Annotated in this window: 5 protein-coding genes; all 5 read right to left on the bottom strand. The window is 37.7% G+C overall.

Translation table 11 applies throughout. From position 1 onward, the window contains the following. Nucleotides 1–64 precede the first annotated feature (64 nt). The 5 genes from ACB104_RS12650 to ACB104_RS12630 all read right to left on the bottom strand — a co-directional run bounded on the left by ACB104_RS12650 (nucleotide 65) and on the right by ACB104_RS12630 (nucleotide 13,775). A complete protein-coding gene (locus tag ACB104_RS12650; protein WP_370479266.1) occupies nucleotides 65–895 on the bottom strand; it encodes a PKD domain-containing protein in 831 nt (276 codons plus the stop codon). Nucleotides 896–940: 45 nt separating this feature from the next. After that, on the bottom strand, nucleotides 941–4,345 hold the full coding sequence (locus ACB104_RS12645; protein WP_370479265.1) for a VCBS repeat-containing protein: 3,405 nt from the start codon (nucleotides 4,343–4,345) through the stop codon (nucleotides 941–943). Nucleotides 4,346–4,656: 311 nt separating this feature from the next. Continuing rightward, nucleotides 4,657–6,321, bottom strand: coding sequence for a RagB/SusD family nutrient uptake outer membrane protein (locus ACB104_RS12640; protein ID WP_370479263.1), 1,665 nt, complete (start codon nucleotides 6,319–6,321; stop codon nucleotides 4,657–4,659). A gap of 12 nt (nucleotides 6,322–6,333) precedes the next feature. Next, complete coding sequence (locus ACB104_RS12635; protein WP_370479261.1) at nucleotides 6,334–9,363, bottom strand: SusC/RagA family TonB-linked outer membrane protein; 3,030 nt, start codon at nucleotides 9,361–9,363, stop codon at nucleotides 6,334–6,336. 401 nt (nucleotides 9,364–9,764) lie between these two features. Further along, entirely contained in the window at nucleotides 9,765–13,775 is a 4,011-nt protein-coding gene (locus ACB104_RS12630; RefSeq protein WP_370479259.1) for an FG-GAP-like repeat-containing protein, read from the bottom strand. Nucleotides 13,776–13,827 lie beyond the last annotated feature (52 nt).

The following is a 13,827-nucleotide window of genomic DNA, read 5'->3' as shown; positions in this document are numbered from 1 at the left end:
TTGATTTTCTAAAATTTTCAATTTTATCTTAAAGGAATTGGTTCCCTAAAGTTTCCTAAGATATTTAGATACTATATTCCAATACAACATTATCTATGCCTAACCAGCTATCATGTGTGTCAGGATTATCGAATTCAATTCCAATAAATTTACCAACTGATGCAGCAGTAGCTTGCACCGTTAGCTGGCGAACAGTAATATAGCCGTCTTGTGGAAAAGTTGCAGAACCCAGTGGTGTTCTTGTTACACCATCATCCTCAAGAAAATACAAAATGACCGTTCCGTTTTCATTAGCCCATGCATCTCCAAAAACACAACTAACAGCATAAGTCTCACCTTCTACTCCAATGGCATGACTTGTTGTTTGGTAAGGATTATAGGGGCTCTTAGAGTAAAGATACCCTGTACGACCACCATTGCCATTCTGTACGCCAGAATCTTGATCATCGGTTCGGGGGTCATCTGACGTCCATCCTGGTATGGACGGATCTGCCCATGACCTAATCTGATTTCCTGTAACAGGTAGTTCAAAATCACCATTTATTATGGTTATGCTTTGAAAATTAAATGCATTTATGGTTTTTGTTTTAACAACAGGCGTAGTCCCGTCTACTCCTGTTACGGTCAAAGTTACTATATATGTGCCTCCAGCACCGTAAGTATAGGTGACATTGGCATCGGACGATGTGTTTCCATCACCAAAATCCCAAAGAATTGATTCTGCATTAGTTACTCTGGCATTAAAAGTAATCATTAAACCGTTATTCGCATCCGGAGTACTGCTGATTATAGCTGTTGGCCCAAATGGAGGATAATCATTATTTTCATTATCGCATGAAACAAACACCAATAGCACTAGTGTAAGTGTTAAAACACTTAGTAGATTTTTTTTCATTATTTTCATTTTTCCGTTAATTTTAGTTACACTTAAATTCAAGTTTTAGTTGTTAGTTAATTTTAATAATTCTGTTTTATCATTATTTTTTGATACAATAACATACGTATTATTCTTATGCTTTAGTAATTGGGCGTCCCTTACCTCACCCTCAATCCAAAGGTTCAATTTATCGTTAGCAACAGCAGAAAATTGACCATTGCCTGAGCCTTCCAATACAAGACCTTTACTGGCATCAACAGATCCAATCTCTACTTTAAATGGATAAAAGTTGCCCGTCAACATGGCATCCAAATGGCCATCTTTATTAAAGTCATGAATATTGATGCCTTGAATTGCAGAAAATTGTGCATCTAACGGCAATTCATGCCATTTAAAGGCTCCGCCTGTATTTTCAAGATACACACTTTTAAGCTGACCGATTTTAAGGTGCCTAGCTTCTTCCAGTTGCTCAGCAGAAAAAACATCATTCAAGGTTGCTGAAGCGTATTGCTCATACTTTAAAAATTTCTTTTTGATTAGCGGGAATGCATCTTGTAACTCATCTAAAGTTGCTATGGGATACCGCTTTCCCTGAATATAGCAACTTAATACGGGTGTTAATACGCCATCTCCCCTAAAATCACCAATAAATGCTTCCATAGGTTCATCTTCTGAAACCTTGAAGGGTAAATTAGCCCCCATATTTCCAACTATCAAGTCTACATCGCCATCACCATCCATATCGCCTGCAGCCAAACTTTGCCAAAATCCGTCACTTTCAGATAAACCATATTCGCTTGTCATTTCAACCATCTTTCCTTGGTTATTTACAAAGATTCGAATAGGCATCCATTCCCCTACCAGCACAAGATCAAGCCATTGGTCATTATTAATATCTGTCCACATGGCATCGGTTATTATACCCGGCTGTCTTAATTCGGTATTCACTTCTTTGGTAACAATAGTGAACTTGACTTTCCCAGTTGAAATGTCCGAATCATTTCTCAATATACCTCCTACAGAAGCAAGGGGATAGTTACCGGGGGCACTCCCTCCTCCTACAAAAAGATCCTCATCACCATCACCATCATAATCTCCAGCTGCTACAACACTTCCGTTGGCATATGCTTCTGGTAGTGCGTCTTGCGGTGCTTTAACAAATTTTCCATGACCTGCATTTATATAGAGTCTGTCCTTTAGGTTTCCGGGTTCAGCAAACTGCTCACTTCCTCCACTTACAACATAAATGTCCAAATCTCCATCACCATCTGCATCAAAAAATGTAGAACCGATAGACTCATATGATTTATCTTCAGTCCAACAAGCATCATTTGATTTTGCAAATTTTCCATCACCTTGAGCTATAAATAAAGCATCAGCCTGCCCGAAAGCACCGCCAATAAACACGTCATCCAGACCATCTCCATTAACATCATTCACTGACATTTTAGGGCCAGACTTTGATGTTTGTTTTAAAGCCAAACGATTAACTTTAAAATCAACGTATTTGTTTTCTTCATGTTTAAAATCAATACCAGAATTTGCAACAAATTCAAACATTTTTTGAGTGGCTGTTGATTCAATTTCTTCAACAGGCAAACTTGCCTCACCTTGATCCAATTCAACAATGGCATTTAGCTTAATGTTTTGCTTTGTGGAAACTTTGCCATCAGGCCATTGAACTTTGATATTGGCATTTTTAGAACTACCAAGCCCAAAATAAAGGATGGGATCTATGGAAGACTGATAGCCTCTGGCCGTATAATTTTCAACGAATTGAGTTGATGCATCAGTAGATACCCAAACTTTAGCGCCCAAACCAAAAGTGTTATTATTGTTTCCTTTCAACTTAACCTTTAAGTAGTTATGCGTTTGTTTATTTGTGTTATTCTGGTAAATACCTACCGGATCGTTGGTATTAGAAACCACCAAATCCAAATCACCATCATTATCTAAATCAGCATAGGCCGCACCAGTTGAAATTGTTGGGTTAGACAAACCCCATTCTTTGGTTACGTTCTTAAAAGTCAGTCCGTCCTCATTCTTATACATATAGTTGGAAATCTTGGTGGAAGGCATCTTCCCTACAAGGTCGAAAATAACCTTAGAATATTTTTCCTTTCCCTCATCTCCAAAAAGTTCTGCGCCTTGTCTACTAACTTTATCCATTGCGCTATTTACCTCAAATTTCATGAAGTCTTTATTGGTAAAATCACGCAAATAACCATTGGTAATAAACAGATCCTTTATACCATCTCCATCAAAATCTGCAATTAATGGTGCCCAGCTCCAGTCTGTATTTGACATTCCTGCAAGTTGACCAATCTCACTGAATTCGGGTTTTCCCTTTTTGGCAATGCCACGATTTAGCTGCAACATGTTTCTCATTTGCTGTTTGTGGTAACCGCTATCTATGGCCAATTGGTACTTGTCGAATTCATCTGGACCTTTTAGTATTTTTTGCCTGTAGTTATCCTCAGGTAGCATATCTAGGGTTACCAAATCTATATGTCCATCATTATTTAAATCGGCTGCATCATTTCCCATTGAAAATTGTGAGATATGACCAAAGGATTCTTTGGATGTATCACTAAATGTACCATCTCCATTGTTCAAATAAAGAAAATCCTGTTCAGTGTAATCGTTAGAAACATAGATGTCTGGCAAATTATCTTCATTAAAGTCGCTTATCGCCACACCCAAACCAAAATTGAGTCCGCTACCATGAATGCCAGCAGTTTCACTTACATTTTGAAACTTTCCGTTATCATTTTTATATAAAGAATTTCCAAAAAGTGGATGTCTTGTGTTTCGCAGTTTGGTTGTGTTATAGAAGGGGGAATAATAGTTTTTTGAATGATTTAGCAAAAACATGTCCAAATCGCCATCCAAATCATAATCAAAAAATGCTGCTTGGGTACTGTAAGACCCAATGGCATCCAAGCCATATTCTGCAGCTTTATCTGAAAATGTTGGAATTCCATCTTCGTTCAATCCGTTATTTATAAACAATTGATTGGCACGATTTTCATTTGAGCCCAATCCGGAATAACACACATAAATATCGAGTAATCCATCACCATTTACATCTGCAATGCTTGTTCCTGTTTTCCATCCTTTTTTGCCCTTAACTCCAGATAATTCAGATATATCTTCAAATTTAAAGTTGCCTTCATTGAGGTATAGTTTATTTTCAACCGTATTGCCCGTTAAATAAATATCTGGCAAATCATCTCCATTAAAATCTCCTATCCCAACGCCTCCACCGTTGTACATATATTCATACTGCATTACGTTGAGTTCCTCGGTTTCAATAACCTCGTTGGTAAAAGACACACCTGTTATTTCAGGTGCTAACAGATCAAATAAAACCTCATCTTCCGGAACATTTTCGGCCTGTTTGTTCTTTGAACAGCCAATAACGTGCATAAAGCATACAAAAGTTAAGATATAAAGCGTTTTTTTCATTTTAGTTGATTTGTATAATTCTAAATCATTAAAAATTCTTTTTGAATTATACAGGCAAATTTTTAGACTAGATAAGATTGAAAGGTAAACGGGTAATAGAATAAAATAAAATCAATTAAATTATTAACAATATCTTAAGAGACCCTTAAAATCACATGAAACATTAACATACATGGTGAAAAGATGGTAAATACCTCTTGCTGTTAGAAGTATTTCTTTGATAATGTTAGGGTTGTAAAGTCCCTTTCACAAAAGACTTCATCAACCCCAACACAATATCAATTTATACTAAGTCAAATAATTAATTTTTATTAATTCTCCCACCCATTTATCTGTTTAGCTTCAGGATTTTTATCAATTTCGTCTTGAGGAATTGGCAACACATATAGTTTAGATGGGAATTTACGTTCCTCAAAATCAACTACATTGTAAGTAAATGATCCATCACCATTTTTGATGATTTCCATACCTTGCAATTGGCCATTTAACAAATTCTCAGCGATGCCCCATCGACGAATATCGAAAAATCGATGTTCCTCAAAAGCAAGTTCAATGCGGCGTTCATTTCTGATTTTTTCACGCATTTGATTCTGTGAAAGACCCATTGGTAAATCTGGCATATCAACAGATTGTCTACTACGAATTCTATTTATAGCATCATAAACCGTCATATCCGGACCAACAGCTTCATTCTGTGCTTCAGCATAATTTAAAAGAACCTCAGCGAAACGAATAAATATCCAATCTTGATCACTGGCTTGGGAATAAAGAGCCAATAATTCTTCATTATGGAATTTTCTTGTAAAATATCCCGTAGTATTGAACTCTGCTTCTGTACCACCTTCAAACAATTCCACTTGCTTACCGCGGAACATTGCTCCATCGTGAACTACTGTAGCTTCAAAACGAGGGTCTAAATTAGCCCAAGGATCTTGTGGATCGTAAAGAGGAGATTCCGATTGCGGTTGACCATCAATCATATCGTAAGAACCAACAAAATTTTGGGTTGGTAAATTACCTCCCCATCCACCATCACTCGGTCCACGGTATGATGGAGGAGAATTGTAAACATCCCAACCAGCACCTTGAGTTCCGCCTCCACCTGATTGGTGATGCTTATCAGGATATTGGAATTTTTTTGCAAAAATAACTTCATTGTTGTTCTTAGTAAGGAACAAAGTACGATAATCCGGGTATAAGCTGTATCCCATAGTCATTACCTCACTAGCAGCCTCTGCCGCGTCTGCCCATCTTTCATCATACAATAACACACGGCTTTTTAGAGCATAAGCAGCACCTTTGGTAGCTCTTCCTGCTTCAATATCGCCTTTTGGCGGCAACATATTGGCTGCTGCATCAAGGTCATCTAGAATAAATTGAACAACATCATTATACGTTGCTCTTGGTATTTGTAAATTATCCTCTAAGGTTAAACTTTTGTCAATAAGTGGAACTCCTGTTGCTTCACCGCCAGAAGATCTCAAACCAAAAAGACGTAAAAGATCATGATAAATCATGGCTCTAAGAAAATGCACCTCACCTTTTAATCGGTCTCTTAATTCAGCATTACCGTCACCTAATCTATCTAAATTCTCTAAAGCTGTATTGGTTTTACGAATTAATCCGTAGTTGATTGGCCACATATTACCCCATGGAATATATTGAGGGGTGAACTCACCAGTTTGAAGAATTGTTGAATGGGTCCATCCCATTCCAACATCAGCATCATCACTCGCTCCATCCAAAATATAAAGACCTCGAGCCCAACCATCATAATTTCTATCAAAACCTGACTGCAAATCTCCATAAATACCGTTTATAAATTGTGCGGCACCTTCTGGGTCTGTCCATACGGTTTCTTCTGTAAGTGAATCTTTAGGTATTTTGTCTAAGATATCACTGCTACAGCTAATCATCAGCACTGCGAAAAATGCAATACTGACAAATTTTAATGTTTTGTTCATCATTTTTTTCATTATGCTAATTTTTTAAAAATTAAAATCTATCCCAAAATTCCATATTCTCAATTGTGGGTAACCCCAACCTCTTCCATCACCATTTTCTGGGTCGTAGTTATCAAGTTTAGTCCAAGTATGTAAATTATTACCATTGGCATAAACACGAATACCTTTAATGAAAGAAGAATCTCCAAATTTTTGAACTGGAATGTTATATGCCAATTCCACATTCTTTAGTCGAACATAACTTGCATCCCTTAACCAAAAGGAAGAACCTGCATGATTATTACCAGCATTGTTAATTAAAACACGAGGCTCACTAGCATCTCTATTTGTTGGTGTCCAACGGTCAAGGTTGTGTACGTAAGCTCCACTTGTTCCTAAGAAGAATGGCCATGCCGCTTCACCACCGTAACCTTGATTTACATTGGTAGCACCCTGTAATAAAAATGACACTTCAAATCCTTTGTATTGCACATTTCCATTAAGACCAAATATAATTTCTGGTGTATTGCTGCTTCCTATGTAAGTTATATCCAAATCATTTATAACACCATCTCCGTTAATATCTGCGTATCTTATATCTCCAGGTGCTATATCTCCCTGGGTAGGTGCATTATCTATTTCCTCTTGTGTTTGGAATAAGCCTAAATCAACATAACCATATTGTGCTCCAAGCGGACGACCAGTTCTTCTTATGTTTGGGTTTTCAGATTCTGGTTCATCTTGAAAAAGAACCTTGTTTCTAGCAAACGTGAAGTTTGAATTTATGGCATAAGTTAAACCATTACTCAAAGTATTTTTGTGCCCTAAAGACACCTCAAATCCTTTGTTATCAATTTTCTTAAGGTTTTCTACTGGTAAGCCTATACCTAAAAGACTTGGTACAGATAAGGTTCTAGACCCCAAAATATCACTTCTCTTGTCATAGAAATAATCAAAAGACAATGATATTAAACTGTTCCACATATTAAGGTCAAAACCAACGTTTAGTTTTTTAACGGTTTCCCAAGTTACGTCAAGGTTTGGAAGCGGACCCTCTACAATAGCTGGTTGTACAGAACCATCACCAAATACCGCATTTCCACTTTGGTTAAAGGATTGTAAGTACAAAAATGATCTACCACCAATACGATCGTTACCCAAAACACCATAAGAACCTCTAAGTTTTAAGAAATCTATAACAGAAGATTTTTCCAAAAACGGTTCTTTAGATATTAAATAAGCTAACGAACCTGAGGGGAAAAAGCCCCATCGATTTCCTGACGCAAATTGCTCGGACCCATCTGCCCTAAAACTTCCTTCAATAATATATTTTTCATCAAAAGTTAGGTTTAACCTTCCTACTATACCTTGTCTACCACCTTCACTTGAAGAACCCCAGTTGTTTCGGTTTTCTACACTACCAAAAGCCAACTCGTCTATAGCAAGGGTATATCCATCTCTATAACCTTGCAAGAAACTACCTTTATCTTCGGTTTGCGTATAAAGCATTAATGCGGAAACCGCAGTTTTTCCAAATGTTTGGTTATAATTTAAGTGTGTCTCCAATGTGAGGGACTGATTTTCACCGTGGTCTTGGTAAAGTTCTCTAACACCACTTGGCTGCTCTACAAAAGTTCCATCTCCTGATCTTGTGTAAAATGGAATCTTAGCAAATTTAAAATTCTTATGGTTTTGATAACTCTTAAAGTAAGAAGCAATTGCTTTAATTGACAAACCATCTAAAGGTAATTGCTGTTCTATCTGAATACGACCCGTAAAATTTTGAATAGTTCTATTTCTATAACCATTTTCAGGAACTGCTAGATAAGCAGGTCCACTAGAATAACCCCCATTAGACCATCTTATTGGTGCCAAGTTCGGTCTTGCACTGATTAACCAACGGAAAAGCTCAGGTTCTTCAACATTGTTGGTATTTTCATCTCGAGCAGAAAGGTCAAAAGAAAGTTTGGTAGTTTCAGTAACCTTCGCATCAATATTAGACCTTAAGTTAAATCGTTTATGCTCGTTTGACGGCACAATGCCCTCTTGCTCCAAGTATCCAAAAGATGTTGCAAATTGCACGTTATCTGAACCTCCGTTTGCACTAATACCGTACCTTCTAATCATAGGCGTTTTATCCAAAACTGAAAGCCAATCTGTATCAGGATGTGTATCAGGGCTACTACCTGTACGATATTTATCAAGGTCATCTTGGGTGTACAATGGTTGTTGGCCTTCATTCACCAAAGCTTCATTGTAAAGTTGTGCCCATTCATAAGAGCCTAATAATTCTGGATCTCTGGTTCTTTCCTGAATACCTAAACTAGATGATACATTGATTTGCATTTTACCTGATTTACCTCTCTTAGTAGTAACAAGTATAACACCATTACCTCCTCGTACCCCAAATACAGCTGCACTAGCCGCATCCTTAAGTACGGATAAAGACTCTATCTCATTGGCATTCAACTGGGCAAACGCTCTAGAACTTCGAGGAATACCATCAATAACATATATTGGTGATGAATCACTATCCGTGCTTACACCTCGGATGAATATTTGAGATTCGTCATCACCAGGAGCACCAGATCTTTGTACTGCAATAACACCAGCCGTTTGACCTACAAGTGCATTACTTAAGTTAGCCGTTGGATTTCGTTCCATTTCCTCAGATTCAATTACTGAAACAGCACCAGATATGTTTGTTCTCTTCTGTTGACCATAACCGATGATAACGACCTCATCCAGTTTGGAAATATCCTCAATTAGCGTCACATCAATAGTTTCTTGGTTGCCTACGGTAACTTCCTTGGTGATGAATCCTATAGATGAAAACACCAACGCACTTGAAGGCGAAGCATCAACTTTATAGAGTCCATCAAAATCAGTTGCAGTTCCAGTACTCGTTCCTTTAACGATTACACTAGCGCCAATAATGGGAACCCCACCTTCATCAACGACCTTACCTGAAATCTGTTTTTGTGCATTGACCGAATAAACTCCAATTCCAAAAAACATCAGTAGAAAAAATAGCTTCCTGCAGGTCACAGGAAACTCATGTAGAAATTTCTTCATAAGTTAAATTTAGTTTAGTTAATTGTTTGAATGTTTAAAGATATTGTAAAAAAAATATAACTACCAAATAAAATATTTAATCATGGCAAAATTTATATTGACTCAATATACCTTCAAATGTTACTCAAAAATAAAAAAAGCAATTTCGAAAAAGGGGTACAAATTGTTCAATAATGAGGTACATAATGACTTTTTTATAATTTATTTCTTACTGTTTAGATACATAGATATTACATTATCAATCGAATAATAATTTAACAGTAATATATACTATGAGTCATTTATCCAAGAAAAGCTATTAATTGAGGTGTATAAAGTCTAAAAAACCATTATTTTCATTAGGTTTTGTTGAATTCAAATTAATTCCTCTCCCGTCTGACCATCTTCATTATTACTACCAATTATTTGGAAGTGACAACAACTTTTACTGAACGATTGTTAACCTTAAGGACATACATTCCAGTTAACATGGTGTTTGGCAGGCTCAACTTGGTAACCCGACTGTCCTCGTTATACTCGCTGGACCGAACATGCAACGCCCTGCCATTAAGATCGTATAGAGAAATGGCATCCTTCTCACCAGTGCCTATTATGTTTATTACACCAGAAACTTTGGCCACCGGGTTTGGATAGACCCTCAATTCATCCACGGAAACGAGAACTGGCTCCTCCAATCCTTCAAAATATTTGACGCCAAACTCAAAGGCCTTCTTTCCTATTGCCTCTCCAATAATGCGCCCGGGGATGTCGTCTATTGGTGGGTGGATACCTCCCCAGATTCTAGAAAGGCTACACTGATCGGAAGCATCACGATAAGTTGCCCATTGTAATTTCACGTCCACTGAAGGTCCTTCCTCAAAGACCAAAAACTCATTTTTATGGGCTATGAATTCCCCATAGCCTCCAGGGAAATAGGCATCACCAGTTAGTAGAGTCATGACCTCCGCGCCAGCCCTGGAAAATGTAGAATGTCCAGAAATAAATCCCGCAAAAGGAGGCGTTACAAAATTAGGACGTTGATAAGGCCACCAATCTTTAGCTAATATCCAACCTACCCCTGCCTGATCTATATTTGGATCGTCAATAAAATCATGTCCTTTCCAAGTATATAATTTTATCTCACCAACATGCTCCATATTTTCACCTGCCAAGGGATCATTTGCTTTTATGACTTCAATAAAACCAGGCTTCACTGGTATGCCACCAATGTCATAATTGGGTAACGAAGGGTCTGAACTCTGCCCCCTGTTAGCCATATAACGAATGGCTGAAATGGGTCTGATATAATCGTACCAACCCTTTATCCCCCAAGCGGCCACGGCGGCGTCATGAACGGCCCCGCCCAAAACAAAATAGGCCTTGACATCCCATTCGAGCTCTTGTAAAATATTGCCTTGACCACTAAATCGTTTCTCAAATAATTTATTGTCACTTACATGGTTTAATACCGTAAACCAGTGTCCTGGGGGTGTTTCAGAATCAGGACCATCGGCCCAAAACTCTGCCAAAACCCTGGTATAATCACCCCTTGGCACCATTTGCGCCACATAGGGTTGCCCTGTATAAGGGTTAATATCATGTCCGGCACCTATGTCACCTCCTTCAACTTCATTATAAAAATTCTTATAATTTGTAAAATTATGAGGCCACTGCTCTGGGGAAATATTACCTATGGTTTTTGGGGATATGTCCCATAGTACTCCATCATTGGGATCTAAATGAGCCGCCCATCTCGTTACCAAGGCAAAGCTCCATTTGTAGTTCTCGCAATCTTCGGTGTTCTCCGTTATATTTAAATTTGGCGGTAAGCCTGGATCGTAATAAACGCTATAACTATGCCCATCACGCTCGTAGACAGTTTTGTTGCTATCATCCATAGCAAATGGCAGCACATTGCCCCATTCAGGACCCAAAAAAGCAGGAGTTCTGCCATCAATGACATGCCCACTCTGATCTACAAAAGAATCAAAGGACAAAGGTTGCCATTTATTAGGGTCGATATTGCTTATATCTCCAGGGTTCAAAAGATCTAAAGATGGATTCTCGGGACTATAGTGTTTATTAGCATATTGATTGGTCTCATTAGAACCGTCAGTAAGCCCAAAGTCAATAACGGTTTGCGCGATGTAATTTCCTAATGCTGCACCATCACCAGTAGAAAAATCCAGAGATTCGTTGGTTTTATGATACCCAAACTTATCCATGACCAAATCGAAGATCTCCTGTGTTACAGAGGCATTTGGGGATTGTTTGAAACGATGTGATAAAATCCTATAAGCCGCATAACTAATGGCTTTTTTCCTCAACTCAAACTCGTTCTCATCCAATGATGGCGTAAATCCTTCAAATTCACTTTTAAATCCATGAACTTCCTTCCCAATCAAATATGTCTCAGCCTTATCATCAAATATCGCCCACGCATCATACATAGCCACACTGCAATGAAACAAGTTTCTTGCATGTACGGTGGGACGAGCATAATCTCTTCTGATGGCATCTAATAATGCTTCATTCCACAGTCTTGCAACAGAAAGATCACTTTCATCCACGACATCATTGGCACCATAATCCGTTAAATTTACAGTCAATTCTACTTCATTACTATAGCATTGACCGTTAAAGACTATTAATGAAATGACCCCTGCATCACCCGTACCCCATTTTACTTTTATAACACTTCCATCGCCACCTTCTACCAATTCACCACCACTTACTTGCCAATTAATTTGGTAACCTTCGGTCAAGGGATAAGTATAAAGCTCAGTATCGTTTTGCACCGCATTATGTTTACCTGATATGGTTCCTGTTTCCATAAAACCACAATACCCTGAATCTGTGATAGCATAAGGGTTATAATTGCATGAATCAGGATCGGTACAGCCATAAATTTTTATGCTCGGCTCTATATTGAGTATTTCATACCTGTTCCCTTCTTTTACCAGAATTGTCGTATCTACTGGAAGATTATCATAGATTTCAATAATACCTGATGGCCAGGAAATCTTTAACTCTAAAACCTCAGTGTCTGCACCAAGTCCAAAATGAACCGGCCTTAAATTTTGCGACAAAAAGCCTTTTCCGGTATAATATCTGTATAAAGAACCACTAGCAGTTTTTATGGATACCGTGGTGCCTATGGCATCCCTATTTGAGACTGTTCCTTGCAACTTTACTTTAAACCAATGCAAATTATCGGAAGGTTCAACAAAATCGGTTGTTGTATTCTCATAAAAATAAGAAGGTCTGTCGTTGTTGGTAACAACAATATCTAGATCGCCATCATTGTCATAATCAAATATACCGGCTCCTACACTTATGGTCATTTCCCCCAAGCCGGACTTTTCTGAACTGTCAATAAAGCCATCCCCATCATTGGCAAACAGATTTTTGAAATAGAAGTTTTTCACAGGTGTACTTTTAAATCCGTTAACCACAAACAAATCTTCATCGCGATCCAAGTCAAAATCTGAAAACGAAACATCCCAGGACCACCCTGTTTCTACAAGGTTATATTGGGGTGCAAAATCTTCGAAGGTATTATTTCCTTTATTAGTAAGTAGGACATTATCATTTATTGTAGTTATAAAAAAATCGAAAAAACCATCATTATTATAATCACCAATTGCCATACCCATGTCATCTCTGGAATGACTTAGTCCATAAACATTGGATTGCTCAATAAAACTATTGCCTGATTCATTAATAAACAAATCATTTGTCTGCCAATTATAATCATTAGCAACATACAGATCTAGCCAACCATCCCTATTAAAATCAAATGGTAAACCTTGATAAGAATATTTGTTAGTCGCCCCTTTAAGTATATCGCTAACATCGCTAAAAGTTCCATCACCATTATTTTTATAAAGACGATTGTTGGCGCAGTAACTTCCCCAAATGGTTAAATATATATCAAGCAGGCCATCGTTATTATAATCAAACCACATAGCGCCTGAATTTAAGCACGTATTATGCTTTTGAAATCCGGCTTCCTCTGTAACTTCCCTGAACTGACCGTTGGACTCATTATGGAATAGCTGTATTTTACTATTATTGGTCAAGAACAAATCAGGAAAACCATCATTGTCATAATCGCCAAAAAAAGCACCATACTTATATCCTGTTAAACCAGAATAAAGCTCCGAATTTTCTGATTCAAGAAATAAATCAACAAGTCCAGAGCTGTTTGTAACATCACTAAATGTACCATCATTATTGTTACTAAATAACCTGCTATGGCTTTTTTCAATACCTTCTTGGTCTTTAGCTTTGGCAACCACAAACAAATCTAAATCTCCATCCTGATCATAATCTGCAATAGCTACACCATTATTTTCTTCAAGTGATTTAAAGCCTGCTATTGTTTCTATTCTCTGAAAAGTCTGGCCATGTAGACGAAATAATGCCGCCATAGAACAAATTAGCAGAAGAACATGGCTTTTTGACATTTCTTTTTTAGGTTAA

The sequence above is a fragment of the Tamlana flava genome (assembly GCF_041287255.1).
GTDB classification, from domain to species: domain Bacteria; phylum Bacteroidota; class Bacteroidia; order Flavobacteriales; family Flavobacteriaceae; genus Tamlana; species Tamlana flava.
This window is presented reverse-complemented; position numbering and strand designations above follow the sequence as displayed.